This window comes from Neobacillus bataviensis LMG 21833, assembly GCF_000307875.1.
Classification (GTDB): domain Bacteria; phylum Bacillota; class Bacilli; order Bacillales; family Cytobacillaceae; genus Neobacillus; species Neobacillus bataviensis.
In genome coordinates this window covers 25,030-47,006 of sequence record NZ_AJLS01000053.1, presented here as the reverse complement: position 1 = coordinate 47,006, position 21,977 = coordinate 25,030, and the positions used below count along the sequence as shown (strand labels likewise).

At 38.7% G+C, this 21,977-nt stretch carries 29 protein-coding genes; 3 read left to right on the top strand and 26 right to left on the bottom strand.

The annotated features are described in order from the left end of the window. Positions 1-13: 13 nt before the first annotated feature. From accC to spoIIIAA, 10 genes are all read right to left on the bottom strand, one after another. Complete coding sequence (gene accC, locus BABA_RS07825) at positions 14-1,369, bottom strand: acetyl-CoA carboxylase biotin carboxylase subunit (protein ID WP_007084617.1); 1,356 nt, start codon at positions 1,367-1,369, stop codon at positions 14-16. A gap of 14 nt (positions 1,370-1,383) precedes the next feature. Beyond that, positions 1,384-1,893 carry an acetyl-CoA carboxylase biotin carboxyl carrier protein gene (gene accB, locus BABA_RS07820; RefSeq protein ID WP_007084616.1) on the bottom strand — a complete coding sequence of 170 codons (510 nt, stop codon included), beginning with the start codon at positions 1,891-1,893 and terminating at the stop codon, positions 1,384-1,386. A 249-nt stretch (positions 1,894-2,142) separates the two neighbouring features. Next, complete coding sequence (locus BABA_RS07815; RefSeq protein ID WP_007084615.1) at positions 2,143-2,697, bottom strand: SpoIIIAH-like family protein; 555 nt, start codon at positions 2,695-2,697, stop codon at positions 2,143-2,145. 16 nt (positions 2,698-2,713) lie between these two features. Further along, the gene (spoIIIAG, locus tag BABA_RS07810) at positions 2,714-3,364 is read right to left on the bottom strand and encodes a stage III sporulation protein AG (protein ID WP_007084614.1); all 651 of its coding nucleotides are present in this window, start codon (positions 3,362-3,364) and stop codon (positions 2,714-2,716) included. After that, on the bottom strand, positions 3,357-3,986 hold the full coding sequence (gene spoIIIAF, locus BABA_RS07805; protein WP_007084613.1) for a stage III sporulation protein AF: 630 nt from the start codon (positions 3,984-3,986) through the stop codon (positions 3,357-3,359). Before spoIIIAF ends, spoIIIAG begins: the two co-directional genes overlap by 8 nt. Before the next feature lie 16 nt (positions 3,987-4,002). Next, positions 4,003-5,202 carry a stage III sporulation protein AE gene (gene spoIIIAE / locus BABA_RS07800; RefSeq protein ID WP_007084612.1) on the bottom strand — a complete coding sequence of 400 codons (1,200 nt, stop codon included), beginning with the start codon at positions 5,200-5,202 and terminating at the stop codon, positions 4,003-4,005. Positions 5,203-5,233: 31 nt separating this feature from the next. Further along, complete coding sequence (spoIIIAD, locus tag BABA_RS07795; RefSeq protein WP_211214167.1) at positions 5,234-5,623, bottom strand: stage III sporulation protein AD; 390 nt, start codon at positions 5,621-5,623, stop codon at positions 5,234-5,236. Positions 5,624-5,639: 16 nt separating this feature from the next. Then, complete coding sequence (gene spoIIIAC / locus BABA_RS07790; RefSeq protein WP_007084610.1) at positions 5,640-5,843, bottom strand: stage III sporulation protein AC; 204 nt, start codon at positions 5,841-5,843, stop codon at positions 5,640-5,642. An 11-nt stretch (positions 5,844-5,854) separates the two neighbouring features. Further along, on the bottom strand, positions 5,855-6,370 hold the full coding sequence (spoIIIAB, locus tag BABA_RS07785) for a stage III sporulation protein SpoIIIAB (RefSeq protein ID WP_007084609.1): 516 nt from the start codon (positions 6,368-6,370) through the stop codon (positions 5,855-5,857). Further along, positions 6,367-7,293 (bottom strand): stage III sporulation protein AA, encoded by a 927-nt coding sequence (gene spoIIIAA, locus BABA_RS07780; RefSeq protein WP_007084608.1) that lies wholly within the window; start codon positions 7,291-7,293, stop codon positions 6,367-6,369. The genes spoIIIAB and spoIIIAA overlap by 4 nt, the downstream gene beginning before the upstream one ends. A gap of 209 nt (positions 7,294-7,502) precedes the next feature. Between spoIIIAA and BABA_RS07775 the strand changes: the two genes are divergently transcribed. Next, positions 7,503-8,186, top strand: a complete 684-nt coding sequence (locus tag BABA_RS07775; RefSeq protein WP_007084607.1) for an SIMPL domain-containing protein — start codon at positions 7,503-7,505, stop codon at positions 8,184-8,186. A 53-nt stretch (positions 8,187-8,239) separates the two neighbouring features. Here BABA_RS07775 and BABA_RS07770 read toward each other — a convergent pair whose 3' ends face one another. From BABA_RS07770 to BABA_RS07700, 16 genes are all read right to left on the bottom strand, one after another. Beyond that, on the bottom strand, positions 8,240-8,749 hold the full coding sequence (locus tag BABA_RS07770; RefSeq protein WP_007084606.1) for a TlpA family protein disulfide reductase: 510 nt from the start codon (positions 8,747-8,749) through the stop codon (positions 8,240-8,242). Positions 8,750-8,781: 32 nt separating this feature from the next. After that, entirely contained in the window at positions 8,782-8,913 is a 132-nt protein-coding gene (locus tag BABA_RS26430) for a CcmD family protein (protein WP_083865325.1), read from the bottom strand. Positions 8,914-8,925: 12 nt separating this feature from the next. Further along, the gene (locus BABA_RS07765; protein ID WP_007084605.1) at positions 8,926-9,687 is read right to left on the bottom strand and encodes a cytochrome c biogenesis protein; all 762 of its coding nucleotides are present in this window, start codon (positions 9,685-9,687) and stop codon (positions 8,926-8,928) included. 3 nt (positions 9,688-9,690) lie between these two features. Continuing rightward, complete coding sequence (locus tag BABA_RS07760; RefSeq protein ID WP_007084604.1) at positions 9,691-10,371, bottom strand: heme exporter protein CcmB; 681 nt, start codon at positions 10,369-10,371, stop codon at positions 9,691-9,693. Next, positions 10,368-11,072 (bottom strand): heme ABC exporter ATP-binding protein CcmA, encoded by a 705-nt coding sequence (ccmA, locus tag BABA_RS07755; protein ID WP_007084603.1) that lies wholly within the window; start codon positions 11,070-11,072, stop codon positions 10,368-10,370. Before ccmA ends, BABA_RS07760 begins: the two co-directional genes overlap by 4 nt. A 24-nt stretch (positions 11,073-11,096) precedes the next feature. Further along, positions 11,097-12,092 (bottom strand): hypothetical protein, encoded by a 996-nt coding sequence (locus tag BABA_RS07750; RefSeq protein ID WP_007084602.1) that lies wholly within the window; start codon positions 12,090-12,092, stop codon positions 11,097-11,099. After that, the gene (locus BABA_RS07745; RefSeq protein WP_007084601.1) at positions 12,089-12,469 is read right to left on the bottom strand and encodes a hypothetical protein; all 381 of its coding nucleotides are present in this window, start codon (positions 12,467-12,469) and stop codon (positions 12,089-12,091) included. The genes BABA_RS07750 and BABA_RS07745 overlap by 4 nt, the downstream gene beginning before the upstream one ends. A 12-nt stretch (positions 12,470-12,481) precedes the next feature. Then, positions 12,482-12,985 (bottom strand): cytochrome c-type biogenesis protein, encoded by a 504-nt coding sequence (locus BABA_RS07740; protein WP_007084600.1) that lies wholly within the window; start codon positions 12,983-12,985, stop codon positions 12,482-12,484. Position 12,986: 1 nt separating this feature from the next. Further along, positions 12,987-14,969, bottom strand: a complete 1,983-nt coding sequence (locus tag BABA_RS07735) for a heme lyase CcmF/NrfE family subunit (protein WP_007084599.1) — start codon at positions 14,967-14,969, stop codon at positions 12,987-12,989. Positions 14,970-14,996: 27 nt separating this feature from the next. Beyond that, positions 14,997-15,449 carry a cytochrome c maturation protein CcmE gene (locus tag BABA_RS07730; RefSeq protein WP_007084598.1) on the bottom strand — a complete coding sequence of 151 codons (453 nt, stop codon included), beginning with the start codon at positions 15,447-15,449 and terminating at the stop codon, positions 14,997-14,999. Positions 15,450-15,462: 13 nt separating this feature from the next. Then, positions 15,463-16,518: a hypothetical protein gene (locus BABA_RS07725; protein WP_007084597.1), complete on the bottom strand. Its 1,056-nt coding sequence runs from the start codon at positions 16,516-16,518 to the stop codon at positions 15,463-15,465. 223 nt (positions 16,519-16,741) lie between these two features. Beyond that, the gene (locus BABA_RS07720) at positions 16,742-17,425 is read right to left on the bottom strand and encodes a c-type cytochrome (RefSeq protein ID WP_007084596.1); all 684 of its coding nucleotides are present in this window, start codon (positions 17,423-17,425) and stop codon (positions 16,742-16,744) included. Positions 17,426-17,435: 10 nt separating this feature from the next. Continuing rightward, on the bottom strand, positions 17,436-17,882 hold the full coding sequence (locus BABA_RS28030; RefSeq protein ID WP_338040015.1) for a PCYCGC motif-containing (lipo)protein: 447 nt from the start codon (positions 17,880-17,882) through the stop codon (positions 17,436-17,438). A gap of 182 nt (positions 17,883-18,064) precedes the next feature. Next, a complete protein-coding gene (efp, locus tag BABA_RS07710) occupies positions 18,065-18,622 on the bottom strand; it encodes an elongation factor P (RefSeq protein WP_007084594.1) in 558 nt (185 codons plus the stop codon). 21 nt (positions 18,623-18,643) lie between these two features. Next, the gene (locus BABA_RS07705) at positions 18,644-19,705 is read right to left on the bottom strand and encodes a M24 family metallopeptidase (protein WP_007084593.1); all 1,062 of its coding nucleotides are present in this window, start codon (positions 19,703-19,705) and stop codon (positions 18,644-18,646) included. A 76-nt stretch (positions 19,706-19,781) separates the two neighbouring features. Continuing rightward, a complete protein-coding gene (locus BABA_RS07700; protein ID WP_007084592.1) occupies positions 19,782-20,279 on the bottom strand; it encodes a YqhR family membrane protein in 498 nt (165 codons plus the stop codon). 286 nt (positions 20,280-20,565) lie between these two features. Here BABA_RS07700 and BABA_RS07695 point away from each other — a divergent pair, with 286 nt between their 5' ends. After that, positions 20,566-21,510: a DUF1385 domain-containing protein gene (locus BABA_RS07695; protein ID WP_007084591.1), complete on the top strand. Its 945-nt coding sequence runs from the start codon at positions 20,566-20,568 to the stop codon at positions 21,508-21,510. 57 nt (positions 21,511-21,567) lie between these two features. After that, on the top strand, positions 21,568-21,960 hold the full coding sequence (locus BABA_RS07690; RefSeq protein WP_275450337.1) for an SA1362 family protein: 393 nt from the start codon (positions 21,568-21,570) through the stop codon (positions 21,958-21,960). Positions 21,961-21,977 lie beyond the last annotated feature (17 nt).

Genomic DNA, 21,977 nt, shown 5'->3' with positions numbered 1-21,977 from the left:
ACCCCTCCAGATATTAGATAGATTTCATCACATCGTGCAATTCCAGGAATTTCGTATTGAAGTTTCCTTCGACAAATTTTTCATGTTCCAGCAGTTTTAAATGAAACGGGATGGTGGTATGGATACCTTCCACCACAAACTCTCCTAACGCACGTTTCATTCTGGAAATTGCTTCTTCCCTGCTGCTGCCATATGTGATGACTTTCGCAATCATGGAATCGTAGTATGGCGGAATCGTATATCCTGGATATGCGGCTGAATCAACCCGTACACCTAACCCACCAGGGGGAAGGTACATGTTAATTTTCCCAGCTGAAGGCAGAAAGTTTTTCTCTGGATTTTCCGCATTGATTCGGCATTCGATTGCCCAACCTGTAAAAGTAACATCCTGTTGGGTAATCGATAATTTTTCGCCGCTTGCCACTCGAATCATTTCCTTAATAAGGTCAATTCCTGTGACCATTTCTGTTACGGGATGCTCCACCTGAATCCTTGTGTTCATTTCCATAAAATAATATTTACGATTACGGTAGTCATATATAAATTCTACCGTGCCGGCACCAGAATAATCAACTGCTTTTGCAGCTTTTACTGCTGCTTCACCCATTTCTGTACGAATTTCCCCATCTAATGCAGGTGAAGGGGTTTCTTCAAGCAGCTTTTGCAGCCTACGCTGGATAGAGCAATCTCTTTCACCTAAATGGATGGTGTTCCCGTAGGTATCACCAAGAACCTGAATCTCGACATGACGGAAATCCTCTATATATTTTTCTATGTATACACCAGGATTTCCAAACGCTGTTAACGCTTCTTGCTGAGTAATATTGATGCCTTTAATTAATTCCTGTTCATTCTTAGCAACGCGGATCCCTTTACCGCCACCGCCTGCAGTCGCTTTTATGATGACTGGATATTCGATCTTTTTAACTAGTTCAAGGGCTTCATCAATATCATTAATAATTCCCGTTGAACCAGGAACAATTGGAACACCCGCTTCACGCATCGTTTCTCTTGCAATGTCCTTCGTACCCATTTTTGTGATGGCTTCAGGGCTTGGACCGACAAATGTGATATTGCACTCACGGCAAAGTTCTGCGAAATCTGCATTTTCAGCAAGGAAACCATAGCCTGGATGAATGGCATCACAGGCAGTCAACTTTGCGACACTAATAATATTTGTGACATTTAAATAACTATCTTTTGATGGAGTTGGTCCAATACAATAGGCTTCATCCGCCAGCTGGACATGCAGAGCCTCACGATCTGCTTCGGAAAAAACGGCAACAGATTCTATTCCCATTTCCCGGCAGGCGCGAATAATCCTGACTGCAATTTCTCCTCTGTTTGCAATTAACAGTTTTTTAATCATTCTGTTACCGCTCCTTACTCAGGTTTTACTAAAAATAAAGGCTGTCCGTATTCTACTAATTGACCGTTTTTCGCAAGTACTTCAACAATTTCACCGTTTACTTCTGCCTCAATCTCATTAAATAATTTCATCGCTTCAACAATACATACGATAGAATCTTTAGAGACCTTTGACCCTGCTTTTACATAAATATCTGCCTCTGGTGTTGGCGATGCATAGAAGGTACCAACCATTGGCGAAGTGATTTTATGTAAATTTGCAGTATCAGCTTGCTTTACTTCTTCTGCTTTTGTAGCTTCCTGTGCTGCTTCATGTACCGGTGCAGATGCTGCAGTCACTGGTACGGGTTGAACAACCGGAGCTATTTCCTGCACAACTGCTGCCGGACTTACTTGGGAAACAATAGTAGCTGCAGCAGTCTTCTTCATTTTGATCTTTGATCCTTCATTCTCATATACAAATTCATCAATGCTGGACTGGTCTACCAATTTAATTAATTCACGAATTTCTTGTACTTTTAACATTGAGTAACACTCCTTGTACAGCTTTAATTAGGACTTACTACTAATACTATACGATAATATTTAGTAATAGTTCAATATTTTAAATCAAAGGGGCCGAACATTTCTTGAAATATCCTACTTCCATTATACTTTTTTTAGCAGCCAAAAGGAATTTTGGGTAGCCTTTTGACCTAATAGATTATTTTCCCCATTAAATAAAGATATTAAACAAAAAAAGGAAAGCCGTAGACTTCCCTTTGTGAACGAAAATTACTTTGCATGCTGATATTCAACCGCTACATAATTCGTTTCATCAATTTCCTTTTTCACTTCTAACATAATCTTATTGGCCTCTGAGGCAGAAGGTTTCTTTTTGGATTTTACCGTTACGATAACCTTTGGACCATCGGCTCTAACCAGAACATCATCAAACCCCATAGTTTTAATAAATGTTTCAAGCATTTCTTCACTTTGGGCAATTTTATTTAATTTATTCATTTGATCCTTCACCTTGCTTCTTTCGTCTGCAGAAAGATCAGTTGAGGCTAACTCCTCTGTTAACCCTGTTTGCTCCTCGCTGCGAAGATCTTCAAGCTTCATACGAAGCTCAGCAAACTCATCATCACCCGCTACGGTAGATACCACTGTTTTACCGTCCTTCTTCACTTCAGTCTTTGTTTTACCCTGGTTTTGATCCTTAGCATTTTGTTGCACTGCTGCTAAATCATTGGTTTTTTGCTCCGGAGAGGTAATGTAATAAACCGATAACACCACAACTAAACTTAACATTGTTAATAACCAAACAGTTTGTTTTTTCAAAAGCATTTTCTAAATCCCCCTTTTATTTTTTAGGCATGACAGCAACCCGGTGGCTTGGCACGCCATAAGCCCTTGTGACTGCTTCCCTAATCCATTTTTTTACCTCGATATTATTTGCTCCCTTTGCAACGACGAGGACACCGCGAATCTCTGGCCGTATGGTTTCTACAACAATTGGAACCTCTTGGTCTCCTTTACGGATGATGACCAGTTGTTCATCTGAAGAGGAATCCACAACCGTGCGCTGCCCTCCTTCACGATCCGTTTCATCCGTTTTTTGCGATTTATTTACTCTATTTTTCTCAAATACTTTCTTATCTGTTGAATCAATGGTTACCACGACAGTCACATCATCTACTCCCAGCATTTCCTCTAGTGCTTTCTTCAACTGGTTTTCATATTTTTCCTCATATTCAGCGATTGCCTTATTTCCTGAACTCTTTTTTACACCAAAGGTCGGTACATCTTCAGAAGCTGCTTTTTCGTTTGCTCCAACAGGCACTGCTGCAGTACCTGGATCCTTTTTAAACAAAATGTTCCCTGCAAGCATAAACGCGGCACCGACACATAGAACCAGAAGCATATACTGATATTTTCCTGTTTTTTTCTCGCCTTTTTCATCCAATTTCATTATTTTTTTGAGCCACGTTAATGGCCCTTTGTTATTATCCATTCTTCTTTTTAATCCCCCCTTCAATCGAAACTTCCACTGCTGCTTCGGTTACATTCCATTTCTGCGATAGAAATGCGGTTATTTTTTTTGTTTCTTCTGTTGACCCTTTAGAGGGAAGAGGTTTTTCTGTGTTTATTTCGATTTGTTTAATCACTTCGACTGTCTTTACGCCTTGTTCCGGCTGTTTTAGAAGAACTATAACCTTTTGGAGGTTCTCAGGAAATGCTTGGTCACTTTTATCATCTATGGCTAGGTCAATTTTCTCGATCTCCAATCCGTATTGTTCCATCAACTCCTCCTTAACGTCCTTTTTCAGCTGGACAGCCATTTCTTTTAAAATATATGCATCAGTTGAAGCTTGTATTTCTTTTTTCTTTGAATCTATTACATTTTTCATATTTTTTTCTCCAGGGCTTTGATAGGTTGGGATTGAACCAAGTGCTGATTCAAAATCCTTAGAGATCAATTTAAAAATGGGAGTAAGAATAATCGCTATTAGAAGGAGCCCAGTGACCATCTTGGTATACTTTTGCATGCTGGAATTTGGCAGCAGCATATCAATCACTGTAGCTAACAGGATAAAAAGAATTATATTTGTTACCCACTCTTTTAAAAACTCCATGTTCGAAGCCCCCCTCCTATCTCATCATCATCGTTAAATTTCCAGCCGCAACGATGACGGTAATACTTAAAAAGAACATCAATGACACAATCCCGAGGGCTGCAAAAACATAGATAACACTTTTACTGATAATATCAAGGCATTTAATAACTGGACCACCACCTAACGGCTGAAGGATGGCAGCTGCAAATTTATAAATAAAGGCAATCATTAATATTTTTATAGCCGGGAAAGCTACAATAATGAGCAGGATAGCAACTCCGGCAATGCCAACTGTATTTTTTAAGAGCACAGATGCACTAACAACTGTATCCGTGGCATCAGTAAACATTCTCCCAATGACAGGAATGAAATTTCCTGTCACAAATTTTGCCGTTCTTATGGCAACTCCATCGGTCACAGCTGCTGATGCCCCTTGGACTGAGATAACCCCTAGAAAGATTGTTAAAAAAAGACCCATTAACCCGATGCTCCAATTTCGCAAAAGGGCAGCCAATTGTGACACTTTATATTGTTCAGACATGGTGCTGACAATACTGAGCAATGTAGCTAAAAAAAGGAGTGGCAGAATCACATATTGCATGAACGTTCCGCTCATATTCATTAAGAATAAAATTACCGGATGAAAGAAGGCTGCAGATACAAGTCCTCCCGATGCCGCAATGAGCGCCAGCAGAAGGGGAACAAGTGCAAGGACAAAGGAGGTCATTGTCCCGATTGCCTCAGTTGTATAACTGATTGCGATATGAAAACTATTAAGAGCCAGGATGACCAGCACCATATAAACAATTGAATAGGCAACCTTACTAATAGCGCTTTTCTCAAAAGCATTCTGCATGGATTGAAGAAACATGCTGAAAATAGTTAACATAATTAACGAACCAAGTAATTTTCCATTCGCAACAAACTCTTGAAAGGCAAATTTTAATACCCCTTGACCCCATTGTTTAAATGAAAATTTTTTATCTCCTTTTACAAAATCATAAAGGCTTCCTTTTTGGCTTTCTGGGAGAAAGCCTCCATATTTAGTGGTAATATCCTCCCAAAATTGCTTAAGTTCCGTTAAGTCCAAGGTTTTTAGCTGTTCATCTACTAATTCCTGTGGAGAAAGTGGATTTGAGGTGTCTTTGGATTTTTCGGCAGCTTGGACACTTGGAATGAACAAAAAGTAGAATAAAAGAATGAAAATAGGAATAATCTGCAGCCTCTGCTTCAATGATTAACACCTCTTTTTTAAGGTCTTTCCTTTAGCTCGGAATTAGTTTAATAATGGTTTCAATCAACACAGTTAGAATAGGGATCGCCATCGCAAGAATTATGATCTTTCCTGCTAATTCAATCTTTGAGGCGATTGCTCCCTGACCTGCATCCTTGGTAATTTGCGTGGCGAATTCAGCAATATAGGCAATTCCAATGATTTTAAGTATCGTTTCAACATAGACCATATTTACCTTTGCATTCACTGCCAGCTTTTCAAGCATATGAATAATTTCAAAAATCTTATCCACCAAGAAAAGGAAAATGACACAACCAGCAAATACGACTAAAAGGAAGGCAAAATTAGGTTTTTGCTCTTTAATGATTAAAGCAAGAAAGGTTGCGATGAGAGCAAAACCGACAATTTTTATGATTTCAATCGCAAAGACCTCCCTTCTACTGAAACAAGAATACTGATTTTATTTTCTGGAAAAGATCATCCACGATTGAGGCTACCTGGAATAAAATATAGATAAAACCGAACAGCGTGACCCACTGGGCATACTCCTTCTTACCTACTTGGTCAAGTACGGTATGCAAAAAGGCTACAACAATTCCAACTCCGGCGATTTTAAAAATAATATCCACTTCTAAACCCATTGCTTTTCCTCCTAAAATAATAAAATAATCAGTAATAATCCTGATAAGAATCCCAGACTTTTTACCATTTTTTCATATTTTGCCTGCCGGTCGATGGCATCTGCTTCCTCTCTTTCAAGGTGGGAAAGAGTGAGCATAATATGTTTTTGCTGAGAGAAGCGATCATGACGCCCAAGGGTTTCCCCAAATTGCTTCATAATTTCAAATTCTCCCTGTCTTAAAGCCGTTGATTTCCAAACTTCTCTTAAACTTGTTTCCCACGCCTCATTTACCGTTGTTTCCGTGTCGGTAAGTTTCCTTGCAAAAGCTTCGAAAAACGTGGAAAGCGGCTTGGTTAGCTGGGCCGCTAATCTCCTAGCTGCTTCATGCAATGGTGTATGGCTATACATAATTTCAGCCTCGAGTGATTGAAGTGCCGACCTTAACGCTCTAAGTTGTTTTGGACGTGCACTAAAATTTCGGGAAGCCTCAAATCCGGTCCAAGTTGTTGCAACAATAATGATGATGGCACCAATTAGCTTAATCATTTTGTCACTCTCACTTTTTGATTCATTTCCTGCCCGCTTGCGTTAAGTATATGGGTAATGGTCCCAGGACCAGATGCCCTGCTAAGGATAACAAACCGTTCAAATATTTTTTGGTCAATTAGATCTCTTAAGGATGGTCTTTTTCTTAGTTCTTCAATGCTCGTCCCGTGCGTGGTCATGATCAGTTTTATACCAGCATGGACTGCCTCGAGGATAGCTTCAGCATCTTCCTTACGGCCAATTTCATCGACAATCAAGACATCCGGGCTCATTGAACGAATCAGCATCATCATTCCTTCTGCCTTTGGGCAGGCATCTAACACATCCAAGCGGTGACCGAAAGTCAATTGCGGAACCCCATGGACACACCCTGCAATTTCACTCCGTTCATCCACAACCCCCACCTTGTAAGCCTGAATTCCTCCAGCCCTGTTGCCTGTAGAAATAATTCTGGCGATATCACGTAACAGCGTCGTTTTCCCCGTTTGTGGCGGTCCAATGATCATCGTATGCATCCAGATGCCTTTATAAATAAAAGGAACGATAGGTTCGGCAATCCCTACCTTTTCCCTGGCAATTCGTATATTAAATGAGGAGATATCTCTAATCGCCTTAACCTTGCCGTCCTCAAGAATAACCTTTCCGGCAAGTCCAATCCGATGTCCGCCGGATATGGTTATATACCCCCGTTTTAGTTCTTCCTCTAGCGTATAAATGGAGAAATGGCTAATTTTATTTAGTAGGTGAATAGCATCTTCAGGCTGAACAATATAAGATAAAAACCTCGGGGCTCCCTTAAGCATCATTTCAATTGGACGGTTAACACGAACACGGATTTCCTCTAATTCTTCTTTTTGGTCAGGAGGGATTTTGCTGATTAGGTCGGCAATGTTTTTCGGTAAATAGGTTAGGATCGTTTCCACGTATGCTTCCTCCTTTTATTTGCATATCTCATTATTTAAAATGTATGCCTGCTTGGACACAATATGACTTTCCAATCTGTTAATTCATTTCTATTTTTGAGTTAAGATTGCTAGAACTAAATTTACAAGAATAGATTCTAATAAAGGAACATTTCTTCCGAATTGCCCGTATTTTATAGGAAGGGATGAATGTAAAGGGGGAGATAAGTTTGTATCAATACCTGCCACCTAATCGAAATGGTTTACATCACAAAGGCCATTTAATTAAAGTAACAGGCGAAGGTGAGCTCCTGGTCCAGCCAGATTCGGCATCAGTGAACGTAGGTGTTATCACAGAAAATAAGGAATTGATCACAGCGCAGCAGCAGAACTCTGTTGAGGTGACAAAAGTAATCAACTCCCTGCACGGACTTGGAATTCCGCAAAATCAATTACAAACCTTCGATTATCGGATTGAATCAGATTACGATTATGATCAAGGGAAACAAATTTTCCGCGGGTATAAAATAACTCATCTATTACAGGTGAAAATAGAAGATTTATCAATGATAGGGAAAGTAGTGGATACGGCCGTAAAAAACGGAGTTAATTATGTCTCAAATGTACAATTTAAAGTAAAGAATAAAGATTCTTTATATCAGCAAGCCTTAGCCCTTGCACTAAACAATGCAATTGAAAAAGCCAAAACGATTGCGGGGACGTTAAATGTAACCTTAATCCCAACTCCAACCCTAGTGATGGAGGGAGGAGATACGAATCAACCCTTCCATCATCATGCCGAAACCTTTGTAAAAGGAGTTAATTCAACGCAATTTGAACCAGGCCAAATAGTGGTTAAGGCTAGTATCTCTGCTGAATTTCATTATCAAACACAATATCAAGCACCACTCTAAAAAAAGAAAAGGATTGAACCGCTTTAACAGGGTTCAATCCTTTTTGAATATAACTATTTATCATATTTCTTGGCCCAATTATACAGCTGCATTTCTGTAACTGGCCCATTAAAGTGCTCTCTAATGGTACCTTGTTTATCAATGACAAATGTTTCAGGCTGACCTGTCACATTATACAATTTTGATACCTTGGCATTATAATCGAAAAGATAATTCATTCCTGCTTTATTATGATCTGTCACCTTATTAATCTTATCGATGGTTTCACCGCGGTTAATCATTAGAAATGGATATTGATCACCGTAGTCTTTTTGAAAAGCCTCGAGTTCCGGCAGCTCTTCTTTACACGGTGCACACCAGCTGGCAAAATAATTCAAAATAACAACCTTACCCTTATAGTCTGAAAGCTTGGTATTACTTCCATCAATCTTGGGCAGTTCGAAATTATAAGCTTTATCACCAATATCCGTATGTTTGCCCTTGGATACTAAACTATAGCCAAAAAAGCCAAACATTCCTACAATCAGAATCAATACGAGTAATTTGATAACTCGCTGGTTCATCGTATTTCCCCCTGACACTCGAGACTAGCAGTTTATTGATCGAGCTGCTTTAAGAATTCAATTTCCTTTTTAAGCTTGTCGTGTCTTTTACCGATAATAAACATGTAAGCAAAGATAACCACCCAGGCAACAGAATAAGCACCAAACATATATTCATAATTCATGAGTAAACCCTCCTATTTTTCCATCTGTTCTCTTAATTTTTCTTTATATCGCTCAACCTTAATCCTCATATTTTCGAAAGAAACCCCTTTATAAAGCAGATACGAATAAAGAATGGTAAAAGCAGTAATCGTGATTAGCAATGCCGCTAACATTGTATCCTCAATCCCACCGCCCTTTTGAGATGGGCCATCCCCAAAAACAATTGGGTGAAATTTCGTTTGCCACCAGCGAATGGCGAAGAATACGATTGGAACATCAGCAAAACCAATGATGCCAAAGACTGCTGAAAGTCGAGCCTTTTTATCCCAAACGCCATCCATCTGCCTAATCATTATGTAGGCAATATAGATAAAGAAAAGAATTAATGTTGTGATTAAACGCGGCTCCCATACCCACCATGTATTCCAAGCCGATCTGGCCCAAATGGGACCTGTCGTTAACACAATAATTGTAAACACAACACCAATTTCAGCTGAAACATAGGCATAGGTATCAAATATTCTTTTCCGCTTGATTAGGAACAAAATACTAAATACAAATGTGACAAAAAATGCCATAAACGCTAGCCATGCAGAGCTAACATGAAAATAAAAGATTTTTTGTGCTGCATGCATGGTTGTTTCTTCTGCAGCAAAAATGAAAATAAAATAAAGAGAAACTAGCATCGAGATCACTGTGGCACCAAACAAAATTTTTGAAAGATTTGTTGATTTTGCATTAGCCAACTTTGTTTCAGGAAGCACCGCTTTCTCTCGTTCGAGATTCATACTCATCTCCTAAACCTCCAGCACATAATCTATTAATATGAAACAAACAACAAAGAAGATAACATCATACGCCGTAACCAATTGGATCCAAGCGAGTGCGCTTGAAAGCTTTTCCATATTCGTTAGAATGATTTTCGTTGCCTGAACAACTCCAATTAAGATTGGGGTTGTAATCGGAAAAAGCAATAATGGCAACAACATTTCACTGCTTTTTGAATTGGCAGCCAGAGCAGCTAAGAACGTTCCAATTGCAATAAATCCGAAGCTCCCTAAGAAAACGGTCAAAATAAAATAAGGAAAACTGCCCAGAAATTTAAAATCAAATAATAAGAATAAAAATGGGATGGAAACGAGTTCCACTACTAGCATCATCGCAAAATTGGCCAGGAACTTTCCTAAATAAATGCTCGCAGCCTCCATTGGCGCAACCAGTAAGCCTTGTATCGTATCATTTCGCTGCTCCGAGATAAACGATCTGTTAAGACCTAAAATACCAGCAAACACGATAATGACCCAAATGACCCCAGGAATTACTGCCTTTGTTGTATTATTAGCCGGATCAAATGCAAAGCTGAAAACAACGATTACGAGTCCAGCGAAAATGATCTGTGTCGTGAGAATTTGTTTTGTTTTTAACTCTGAATATAAATCTTTTTTTGCTAGGAAGAGGGCTGTTCGGAATAGATTCATGATACAGCCTCCATCTGAAGCTCATATTTTTCAGAAACATAGCCTAAATTTCGATTTTCTATTTTAAAGTCATCGACAATCTTCCCATTCTTTACAATGATGACCCGGTCACAAATCTCAGCTGCTTGTTTGAAATCATGGGTGACCATCAACGTTGTCGCACCTTTTTCTTTCATCGAAAGAATCACATTGTTGAGAATCGAAATAGCTCCTTGATCCAGTCCCGTGTGCGGTTCATCTAAAAGAAGAACTGCCGGATCATGTACAATGGCCCGAGCGATAGCAATCCTCTGAATCATACCACGTGAAAAATTCTTAACTGGTTCATTCAAAAAGAAGGACAATCCTACTTCTTTTACAAGTTGAATGGCTTTTTGTTCCACAACCCTAACCCCATAAATATTCCCAAAGAAAACGAGATTTTCTAACGGGGAGTAATGGTCATAAAGTAAGCTGGAATGGGGTAAATAACCTAATAGTTTTTTGATTTCAACCTGGTTCTTTTTCAATTCCATTCCATTAATCAACACTTGTCCTGATGTAGGTTTTATTAAGGTTGCCAACACCTTTAGCAGCGTACTCTTTCCAGCACCGTTTGGCCCTAGTATCGCTACCGTTTCTCCTTTTTCTATATGGAGGTCTACACCACGCAATATCAGCTTATTGTCAGCTTGCTTTGTTAGTTTTTTTATTTCTATCATCTGCAGGTCCCTCCCAACAAGCAGTTACTCAATAAAATTACGTAAATTTAATTTAACCTGGACTAAATGCTGTTTATAAGCAGCAAGCTTTGCCTGATATTCATCCTCTCTGAGATTACCCTCCCCAAAGGTTTCTTCCAATTCAATAATCTTATCCATTATGGCTTTTTGCTTCGCCATCAAAAGCTTAAAGGCTTTCTCTTCCTTATCTGCTCCGAGTCGTTCCTCTTCTAATCTTGCTTTTCTTCTAAAATAGGCAAAGTAGGAAATTCCCGCAATAATAATGGCACCCATGATAATCATAAAGATATGCGGGTTAAAGCTGTGTAATGGTGATTGCGCCCACATTCTTAAATGTCCCGGATTGTGGAATGCCGGTGCCGTATGGGTAACAGCACTATTTTTCCCACCTTCATTTGCTGCCGCTTTAGCTTTTGTTTCATCACCAGCAGGCTGTTTGTCTTTATTATAAACAAGCGTAAATGTCTGATTTTCCTTCAAACTTTCAATACTGTACCCAAAGTAATTTTGGTCATCGAATTTGAAAAGCCCTTGGCTAGTAGCTTCAGCACCTTTCACCTCAATACTTCCCCTACCCTCAGGTACAAGAATTTGCATCATTTGAATAGGATAATCAACAGTTACATTAATTTCTTTCCCCTTCGGCATTCGATAACTATATGGCAGCACCATTGTTTGATTCTTAGAGATTGATGTTGTGGTAATAAAGCCCTTTTCCACTTGCTTAAAAGCAATCTTATTATCTAAAAAATTTAGATCCTTTGCTCCTTCAGGCATGGTTACATGTAATACGGCCTCACTTGTTCCATCACCCTTATATTCTTCAGATGAAGTGTTGGTATAATTCGTCATATTCATCAGATTTGTTGAGCCATCTTCAGCCGGACTGACGACAAGGTAATGCATATCGATGATGATCTTTGCATCAGTTGCTGCTAAACCGGTTGTAGGAATTAGCAGCATCAACCCTAGGAGGAGGGCGGTGATTTTCTTGATCACTTTTCTTCCCCCTTTTTCTTCTTATAAGTTTGCATTTGCGCTTCAATTTCTTTTTCCACTTCTGCCATAAGATCATGATCAACACTTGGTTCCACTATTTGTTCTTCTTCCTTCATAATACTGGCCACTTCTATTTCATACTGCTTCTTTAGGTGTTTATAATCTGCATGCGAGATTTTATCCATTTTGTACTCAAACTCTATCTCATTAAGAGTTGTTAAAAGTGCTTCTTTCGTTGTCGCCAAATCCTGACCCTTTGTACCAACATGTAAATAGGGAAGATGACCCCACTTAAATAATGGTGATAATATTAGAAATAAACTAACAAGCGCCAATGCCGCAGTGAAAATCATCGAAATGATTGAGATATCGTGCATTATGTTCACATCCTAAAGATACTTTTTGCGTTCTTCATCGATCATGGAAGAAAGGATTTCTCCCTCTACTTCATCCTCGGTGGTCTCGAAATTATTGACTACTTCTTCGATTCCTTTTTTCTTCACCCATTTACGGATGAGGATAAACACAGCTATTCCTGCTGCTCCTAATACAACAAATGGGAGAACCCATGCAGTCAGGCTAAAACCGCTTTTCTCCGGGGAAGTTAAAATTTCTTCACCGTAAATATTGACATAGTACTCACGGATTTTATCCTTATCCCAGCCTTTGTTCATCATCTCAACTAAATCCTTTTTAAAATCAGTTGTCAGATTACACGTATTTGGATCACATTCGTAATGATCCTGTCCGCAGCCGCAAGTGCAGGCAAATTGCTGGGCAACCGCTTTGAATTCAGGAGATTTATAATCAAACTCTTTTGCTTCCACACGAATGAAAGAACCTTGAAAGATAAACGCAATTATGAGCAGTCCAAGATAAATTTTATTTTTCATATTAAGATACCTCTTTGCGTATTCCCGTGTATCTCGGAGTGACATTTCCATATTTTCCGTTCCAAACGGCGAATAGTGCACCAATCACGATCATGAAGGAACCAAACCATAACCAGTTCATCATCGGATTTATTTTCACAACAAATGTGGCTTTGCCATCATCTTCCCATGCACTTAGAACAATATATAAGTCTTCTTTGACAGAGGAGATAATCGCCACTTCGGAAGAAGGCTGTTCCCAGTTGCCGTAGAATACTTTTTCAGGTTGGAAAGTCCCTAATTTTTTCCCATTCCTAAATACCGTTAAATCTGCATAAACAATATCGTTAATTCCTTCTCTTTTCTGGTCTAGTCGCTCATAGTTGATCCGATAATCCTTTAGCTCAATCGTCCCCCCAAGAGGTACCGTTTTCATGGTCTCAACATCGTAGTTTTGTGAACCGATAATTCCCATTGTAATGAAGGCAATCCCCAGATGAACGATATATCCGCCATATCTGCGGCGGTTACGGATCATCAAACGATACAAAGCTACAATTGGTGATTCTTTCGTCATTTTCCTTCTAGCTTTTACCCCTCTATAAAACTCCAGAAAATGGGTAATTAATAATAGAATGATAACTCCGTAGCCAATGACGGCCCATGCTTTTTGAATCCCTAATACAACCATGAGTACCATGCCAACAATTGCAAGAATCGCTGGAATCATAAAGTTCTTCTTTAGATTTTTTACGGTAGATTTCTGCCAGGCAAGCATTGGACAAACTGCCATGACAAACATCATCGATAAAAGAATAGGTGCTTCAACCTTATTAAAGAATGGGAGACCAACAGTTACTTTCGTACCACGAACAGCTTCAGATACTAGTGGGAAAATGGTTCCCCAGAACACTGCAAATGCTGCCCCGACAAGTAATAGATTGTTAACTAAGAAGCTGCTTTCTTTTGATACAAATGAATTAAATTCCCCGGCACTGCGTTTAAGCAGGTTGTAGCGGCTCATTAAAACATATAGAGCTAGAATGACAGCAATACCCATGAAGATTAAGAAGTATAATCCTAGATTTGAATTGGCGAATGCATGGACAGATGTCAGTACGCCGCTTCGTACAAGGAATGTTCCAAATAGTGTAAGTGCATAAGAAACAATGATTAAGCTGATATTCCATATTTTCAGCATATTTTTCCGCTCTTGAATCATCACGGAATGCAAGAACGCGGTGGCCGTTAACCATGGCATAAAGGAAGCATTTTCAACCGGATCCCATGCCCAGTATCCGCCCCAGCCAAGTTCCACATATGCCCACTGACCGCCAAAAATATTTCCAAGACTCAAGAATAACCAAGCAACAATCGTCCAGCGTCTCGTCATTTTAATCCAAAAATCATCAACGTTTTTCAGAAGCAGGGCCGCCATTGCGAAGGCAAATGGAACCGCAAGACCCACGTACCCAAGGTAAAGGGTAACTGGATGGATAATCATTCCAGGGTTTTGCAGCATAGGGTTTAACCCTTTTCCTTCAATTGGAACAGTATCTAATAATAAAAATGGTTTTGCGACAAACCCTAAGATGAAGAAGAAGAAAACCGCATTGGCCATCAAAATGGCGGAAATGTAGGGAACCATTGGATTTCCTTTCATCTTCCGAGAAAAAGCAATCATAATCATGTAAAGTGTTAAAAAGAATGTCCATAATAACAAGGAACCAGCATTACCGGCCCAAAGAGCAGTAAGTTTATATATGATTGGCAGTTCACTGCTTGTATAATCACTTACGTATTCGTACTGGAACTGCGATGTTGCTAAAAGGTAAAACAAGGAAAGCATTGCAAGTGCTGCACAGACAAATAATGCAATCATTCCACCTTTTCCACTATTGACGAGTTTTTGGTTTTTGGTACTAATCCCCAAGGTAAGAATGAGGAGCGAATAGATGGCAATGGCTAATCCAATATAAATTGTTGCGTTGGCAAATAAAAACATTTCGTCACCTTCTTAGACTTAAGCCTGTTATTTTTCTTTCGGTGGTTGATTTAGCTTTTCTTTATGTGTTTCAGGATCATAATCTTTCATGTCTTTGCCTTCGTATTTTGAAGGACATCTAGTTTTCACAGATTCAGCTACAAAAGTATCCTTCTTAGTAGGTGATCCTTGAAGAATGGTAATAACCCCTTCGGAAAAATTATCAGGTTTGGGTCCGTTATGGATGACATGCATGATTTGACCCTCATTGTTTTTTACATCAAATTTCAATTCAATTTTATCCGGATTCCACTTAATGGAATCTTCCATTAATAAACCCTCAACCGTGACAAAATCATCTTTATGCTGTTCCTGCGTTGCCAATAGCTCTTTCATCGTCAACTCAACCCCACTAGAGCCTGGTGTCGCCGCCATAAGGAGGAACACAATAGCTCCGGCAATTATAAATCCGCCAAGCATGACAATCGTATTTTTTTTCATTCCACTCACCTCATTAAATTAATTTTTTTATTTCTTCTTCATACATTTCTTGGTCAATTTTTCCCGTTAAAAGTTTTTTGCGCAGTTCCTTCTTTTCTTCAGTATTTGCAGACTTGATGTCCTTTTTGCCGGTCGTTTGCTTTGATTGTTGTTTAGTTTTTTTATCCTTGTCAGCTGCTTTAAGACCCGTTTCAGCGTTACCTTTCAATCCTAGGAAGACAAAGAGGCCGGCAATAATAAGGGCAATTCCAATAATCGATGCACCGCCGACTCCAATGATCGGACGCTTAGAGTTGTCAGTTCCTCCTTTAGTAACTTGGTCTGTTGCGGTGGTCACACCACTATGGTTTTCATCATTTGGCGGCTGCTTTTTATTAATTGCTTCCAATGTAGATTCCGTTCCTTCTTTCTTATAAGAGAAGGAATAGTTCAGGTTATCCCCAGCTTTTACATTTTTATATTGGTAGTAATATAGCTCTTCACCATACTCACTTTTTGTATTACTTTCCGCCTTGGGCTCAAGTTTGATTTCCTTTGCTTCCATTGGTGCGTAAAAGACCACATCCAATTGGTCGATGTCAGCATTATTAACTAATTGATATGTAAATCTCTTTTTGTCTTTAACGTCGATTGATTTGGTATAGTACTCAATAACAAATTTATAAGTCTCATTATTTTTAATTGCCTTTGCCGGCTTCCAGGTCACAATCCCTTTTTCTTTGTCTACATCATACGGACGTTGTACTTCGGGTTTATTCTCTTCAGGAAATTCTGCTACTAAATAGGCTTCAAACCCTTTTTCCATCGCCGGGACGGGAATTTCAATTTCCCCCTCATAGTCTTGGCCGCTCTTGTTGGCAATTGTTCCATACTGGCCTACTAGTAATGACGGGGTATCTTTTGATCCCCAATCCTCCGGGTAATCAAATTCAGGCATTACCTGAACTTGCATTTCCTTAAAAGGGAACTTTTCTGCCTGAAATGCAGTTTCAGCACTAGCTTTGAAGCTGATAAAACTAGTGAGGAACGATGCAATGACAAACAATGCCAACCATTTATTCTTAAGCATATTAATCCTCCTTGACCTTCAAAAACTCATTCGTAGAAGGTTCTATTTTTCACTATAGTCCTCTTTGAAATAAATATAATCGTTATCAATCTATAGTTGTTGACCCACTCTTGAACATTTTGTTAAGTGGTAAGAAACGTTACGATTTCGACAAAAAACTACCACAAATTGTTCACATTTGTATATTTTGGGTACAAAAAAACCTTGAACCTATTTTCCAGGTTCAAGGTTTGAGATAATCGTTTGGTGTTTCTTTAATTGGCTTTAAAGTGCGGATATAACTAACGATGTCTGTAATATCTTTTTCACTTAATTGCCGCGCGCCTTCAAGACTTTTTAATGATGGTCCCATACGTGTTTCTTCACGGCCGTAAGCTGTGGTAATCCAAATTTGCTGATCTGTCGTGTATTCTAAATAGTGCGAATTGGAAAGTACCGTACCCATTTTTACTTTTCCCGCACCTGCTTCACCATGACAGTTTAGGCAATATAAATTGTATTGTTTTTCCCCATTTACAGAATCACCTAAAATGGTTTTGGGTATGTCAAATTCAATTTCTTTGTTTTGCCAATCCCTTATGAAGGCAACAAGATTATGTAAATCCTTATCGGATAATCTTGAATCATAAGCCGGCATTGATGTTCCTTCTCTGCCAAATTTCACATAATTAAATAAATCCTTATCGGATACAGTGCTCAAAAAATGCTGATTATTAAGAGCAGTTCCAGCATAAGGCCCTTCACCTTTTCCTGTTTTCCCATGGCAGATAAGGCAATTTTTATTATATAGCTTTTCTCCTGCGGCAATCGCTTGCGAATTTTTGCTGGCGAAAATATCGCTATTACTTAAACAAACAATTATTCCAATAATAATCAAAAGATAAAATCCGATTAATAGCTTTTTCATGGGTTACTCCCTACTTTGGTTCGGGTGTTGGAGTTGGTTCCCCAAAATCTTCATACTTCTTAGTGATTAGCTGATAAATTTTCTTAGGACTTTTACCGTCAAGATGCATATCTATCGCCTCCCGGGCGATATCGATACAGACGTCTCACGATATACTCATCGAATCCCATTCTTCAACAGCATTATTAGGTCCCATTTGATCAATATAGCAATCTAAATTACTTTTATGGCCATCCTGTGCAAAGCATCCGCAATAGCAAGGTACTTGCGCTATTACCTCTGGATAGGTGGACGCCAAGATATAAGTCTCTTGAATTTTTTCTGAAGAATTCATAACATAATCAGGCAGCGGCTTATGTTTTTTATCCAGTGTTACATTATCCATTTTAGAGCTGCATCCCGCTGCGACAATCGCAATTAAAATAAAAAGGAACAAGAGAGATGTTATTCGTTTCATATCTGTTTCACCCCTTCCTTTAATGTCTTATTCTCGTTTATTGTAACAAAAAGGGACTGGTTTAATTGTTGCTAATTCTTACTATTTAGTGAAGTTTTTAATCTTTAAAAAGTGGAAATTATTTTTAAAAGAAAAAGGCCTTGGTCCGGTAAACGGACAAAGACCTTATGTTTAGAAACAAATTACGCACGTGATACGTAAGAAGCTTCCGTTGTATTAATAATTAATCGATCTCCTTGGTTAACGAAGAAAGGAACTTGAACAATAAGTCCCGTTTCAAGGGTTGCAGGCTTTGTACCACCAGACGCTGTGTCACCTTTAATTCCCGGTTCCGTTTCTGTTACTTCTAATTCAACCGTATTTGGTAATTCAACACCAAGCGTTTCATGATTAAACATCATAATATGAACTTCCATGTTTTCTTTCAAAAACTTTAATTCATATTCAATGTTGTTTGCCGGAAGTTCTACTTGTTCATAAGAATCCATATCCATAAACACGTGTGAATCACCGCTAGCATAAAGATATTGCATTTTACGGTTATCAATTTGCGCTTTTTCTACTTTCTCACCGGCTCGGAATGTTTTTTCTTGGATTGCTCCGTTCCGAAGGTTACGCAGCTTTGAACGAACAAACGCTGCTCCCTTACCTGGCTTTACATGTTGGAAATCCATGACGCGCCATAAGCCGCCATCCACTTCGATTGTCAATCCTGTTTTAAAATCGTTAACAGAAATCATGATTAAATCCTCCTAAATCCATTACAGTATAATTAGTTCTTTGGTTGAATGGGTAAGTGCCTCGTTACCATTTTGGGTTATGAGCGTATCATCTTCAATTCGAACGCCGCCAAGACCTGGAATATAGATACCTGGTTCACAGGTTACAACCATTCCGGGTTCTAAAATAATGTCAGATTTCATTGACAAAGCAGGCCCTTCATGAATCTCAAGCCCAATACCATGACCAGTTGAATGTCCAAAGTATTCCCCAAAACCCTTTTCTGTTATGTAGTCTCTAGTTAAAGCATCTGCTTCCTTACCTGTCAATCCTGGTTTGAATCCAGCCATACCACGTACTTGCGCTTCAAGAACAATGTCATAAATTTCTTTAAGCTTGGAATTTGGCTCACCAACAGCAACTGTCCTAGTTATATCAGAAACATACCCATTGTAATAGGCACCGTAGTCCATTGTAACAAAATCTCCAGCCTCTATCACTTTATCACTCGCGACACCGTGTGGTAGTGCAGAACGATGACCCGAGGCAACAATTGTATTAAAGGAAGATGAAGTCGCTCCGGCCCTTCTCATAAAGAACTCTAATTCATTCGATACTTCAAGTTCCGTTTTTCCAGGACGAATGAAGTCTAAAATGTGTTTAAATGCAGCATCAGCAATATCTGCTGCTACCTTTAATATCTTAATCTCTGCATCGGTCTTAATCAAGCGTAACTTTTCTATTACATCAGAAATTGGTACAAGTTCAGCTTCCACTTCTTTCTCATATACTTTAAATAAAGAGTAAGTGAGATGATCTTCTTCAAAACCTAGTTTTTGAATTCCTAATTCTTTAGCAAGACGTGCTATTTCTTCAGGAATGGAACTAGCAAATTTAACAATTTCAAAACCCTGGCACTGTTTTGAGGCTTGTTCAAGATAGCGAAAATCTGTAATAAACTGCGCCTTATCAGCACTAATTAAAACAACACCGGCAGTTCCGGTAAAGTTAGATATGTAGCGGCGATTAAAAGGACTGGTAATTAGAATCCCATCAATACCATGTTGCGAAAAATTTGCTCTTAATTTATCTACTTTTTCCATAGTCTCCACTCTCCATTTCTTATCTGTAGGATAAAAATATTTTAACACAACCTGATTATTCAAACTAATCTATAGCTTAAGTCGAAGCCTCGTTCACTTGTACTTTATTAAGTTCAAACTCGTAATTTATGGAATAACCAATGAAAATCCCATATACGATATATAAACAAATAGACGTAATGATGGTATCCCTGCTTAATTCAGCAAATGTTTTTATTCCGGGAAATAGAGGATTCAGGATAAAAAAAACCAATAGGAACAACACGACGCCGTAACCCAGCCCAAACCAAAATCCTTTGAACTTTCTTAGTAAAGCATAGTAAACATACGCAGCTATAATCGATAAAACACCCAATAATATAATGGAGATAACCGTCCCAAGCCAGCCATTTTTCCAATTTCCAAGTACCCATGGTTCGATTATGACACGGGGGCTAACTTCTGTAAAATTAAAATAGGATGCAATGTACCCAATTGTTCCCCAAAATAGCCCCCCAAATAAACCCGTCCAAAAAACCATTGCTGTAAAGGACATTTGTTTTGGATAATTTCCTAACTTTTCTTTTTCCGTCAAAGTGACAACCCCCAGTTTTTTTGTTTGTTAAATATTGAAGCACTGTTACCGTTCATGCTTCCTTATCATCAAGCAATAAATTTGATAATATGATGATAAATTCAACCATTATTATGCCCATAGGTGTTTAATCCTTACATGAAAAAAATTATTTACAAATTTTTTTTGGAAATATTCTGTCATCCTAGAGGTTTTTTCATTTTTCTAGTAGAATAAATGTAAGTACAAACAGATTTATCACATTTCTGCTATTGTGCAACTAATGTTTAGGTTGGTGTTAATAACCATGTCCAATTCTCAAAAACCTGTGTATGGCGGCCAAGCGGTCGTTGAAGGAGTCATGTTTGGCGGAAAACATCATTATGTTACCGCAGTTCGCAGAAACGATCGTTCGATTGAATATTTTCATTTACCGAGGAAAGCGAATCCTGCTCTAACTGGATTAAAGAAAATCCCGTTCCTGCGAGGGATCATCGCGATTATTGAATCTAGTGCCAATGGATCAAAACATTTAAATTTCTCAACGGAGAGATACGATGTAGATCCAAAAGATGATGAAACAATAAAGGAAAAGGAAGTTTCAAAGTTAACGATGTATTTAGGTGTAGCCGCTATAGGTGTCCTTTCATTTTTATTTGGAAAATTTGCTTTTACGTTAATACCAGTCTTTTTAGCTGTACTAACGAAACCCATTTTTCCTTCAGATTTTGCTCAAGTTTTAGTGGAAGGTTTCTTTAAGCTGTTGCTGCTCCTTACCTATATATATTTTGTTTCGCTTACCCCATTAATCAAACGAGTGTTTCAATATCATGGTGCTGAGCATAAAGTAATTAACACCTTTGAAGCAGGGGTAGAATTGACCGTTGAAAATGTTCAGGCCCATTCCCGATTACACTATCGATGCGGCAGTAGTTTTATCTTATTTACCGTTATCGTTGGTGTGTTTGTTTATATGTTGGTCCCTACGTCACCCCTTTGGTTACGGGTAGTCGATCGACTTCTCTTAATACCAGTAGTGTTAGGAATTGCTTTTGAAGTCTTGCAAATCACCAATAAACTTCGCGACATTCCTGTCTTGAAGTATCTAGGAATTCCAGGGCTTTGGCTTCAATTGTTAACGACGAAGGAACCAAATAATGACCAAGTGGAAGTAGCGATTCTCTCCTTTAACGAATTACTTAAACGGGAAAGGGAATCAGAATTCGAAATGGAAAGTAAAGAAATTGTCTAAATCTTTATTTTTATGTGTTTAAAAGAATAAAAAAATGCTTAAGATGCTCTTAGGGAGGTGGCATTCTTGAAAAATCGGGCGCCCGTTATTATTGTTGGGATACTCATTATTCTTGCTCTACTTGGCCTTGTTGGATCATTTACAGCTAATCCTGCCGGTTTCATTCAGAGAATAGCTGTCATCGCATTGATCGGACTGGCGATTTTTTTCCTTTTTCGAAAGTTTTCAAATTCGAGCCCTCAGAAAAAAGAGCAGCGGGCATTTCTTAAAGCAGCAAAAAGATCAAAAAAACGATTGCAGCAAAAGAGTGGAGATACGACCGTAAAAACCTCTTCTCTTGGGACGTTAACAACATTAAAGAAAAACAACAAGACAAAAAAGAAATCCCCTGCTCACTTGACCGTTATCGATGGAAAAAAGGGAAAAAAGAAAAATCGAGCGTCTTTTTAGACACTCGATTTTTTTAT

Coding starts and splice junctions, on each gene's coding strand:
- accC (WP_007084617.1), bottom strand. CDS start 1,369: ATGATTAAAAAACTGTTAATTGCAAACAGAGGAGAAATTGCAGTCAGG.
- accB (WP_007084616.1), bottom strand. CDS start 1,893: ATGTTAAAAGTACAAGAAATTCGTGAATTAATTAAATTGGTAGACCAG.
- BABA_RS07815 (WP_007084615.1), bottom strand. CDS start 2,697: ATGCTTTTGAAAAAACAAACTGTTTGGTTATTAACAATGTTAAGTTTA.
- spoIIIAG (WP_007084614.1), bottom strand. CDS start 3,364: ATGGATAATAACAAAGGGCCATTAACGTGGCTCAAAAAAATAATGAAA.
- spoIIIAF (WP_007084613.1), bottom strand. CDS start 3,986: ATGGAGTTTTTAAAAGAGTGGGTAACAAATATAATTCTTTTTATCCTG.
- spoIIIAC (WP_007084610.1), bottom strand. CDS start 5,843: ATGGGTTTAGAAGTGGATATTATTTTTAAAATCGCCGGAGTTGGAATT.
- spoIIIAB (WP_007084609.1), bottom strand. CDS start 6,370: ATGATTAAGCTAATTGGTGCCATCATCATTATTGTTGCAACAACTTGG.
- BABA_RS07770 (WP_007084606.1), bottom strand. CDS start 8,749: ATGAACCAGCGAGTTATCAAATTACTCGTATTGATTCTGATTGTAGGA.
- BABA_RS26430 (WP_083865325.1), bottom strand. CDS start 8,913: ATGAATTATGAATATATGTTTGGTGCTTATTCTGTTGCCTGGGTGGTT.
- BABA_RS07765 (WP_007084605.1), bottom strand. CDS start 9,687: ATGAGTATGAATCTCGAACGAGAGAAAGCGGTGCTTCCTGAAACAAAG.
- BABA_RS07760 (WP_007084604.1), bottom strand. CDS start 10,371: ATGAATCTATTCCGAACAGCCCTCTTCCTAGCAAAAAAAGATTTATAT.
- ccmA (WP_007084603.1), bottom strand. CDS start 11,072: ATGATAGAAATAAAAAAACTAACAAAGCAAGCTGACAATAAGCTGATA.
- BABA_RS07745 (WP_007084601.1), bottom strand. CDS start 12,469: ATGCACGATATCTCAATCATTTCGATGATTTTCACTGCGGCATTGGCG.
- BABA_RS07740 (WP_007084600.1), bottom strand. CDS start 12,985: ATGAAAAATAAAATTTATCTTGGACTGCTCATAATTGCGTTTATCTTT.
- BABA_RS07735 (WP_007084599.1), bottom strand. CDS start 14,969: ATGTTTTTATTTGCCAACGCAACAATTTATATTGGATTAGCCATTGCC.
- BABA_RS07730 (WP_007084598.1), bottom strand. CDS start 15,449: ATGAAAAAAAATACGATTGTCATGCTTGGCGGATTTATAATTGCCGGA.
- BABA_RS07725 (WP_007084597.1), bottom strand. CDS start 16,518: ATGCTTAAGAATAAATGGTTGGCATTGTTTGTCATTGCATCGTTCCTC.
- BABA_RS07720 (WP_007084596.1), bottom strand. CDS start 17,425: ATGAAAAAGCTATTAATCGGATTTTATCTTTTGATTATTATTGGAATA.
- efp (WP_007084594.1), bottom strand. CDS start 18,622: ATGATTTCTGTTAACGATTTTAAAACAGGATTGACAATCGAAGTGGAT.
- BABA_RS07705 (WP_007084593.1), bottom strand. CDS start 19,705: ATGGAAAAAGTAGATAAATTAAGAGCAAATTTTTCGCAACATGGTATT.
- BABA_RS07695 (WP_007084591.1), top strand. CDS start 20,566: ATGTCCAATTCTCAAAAACCTGTGTATGGCGGCCAAGCGGTCGTTGAA.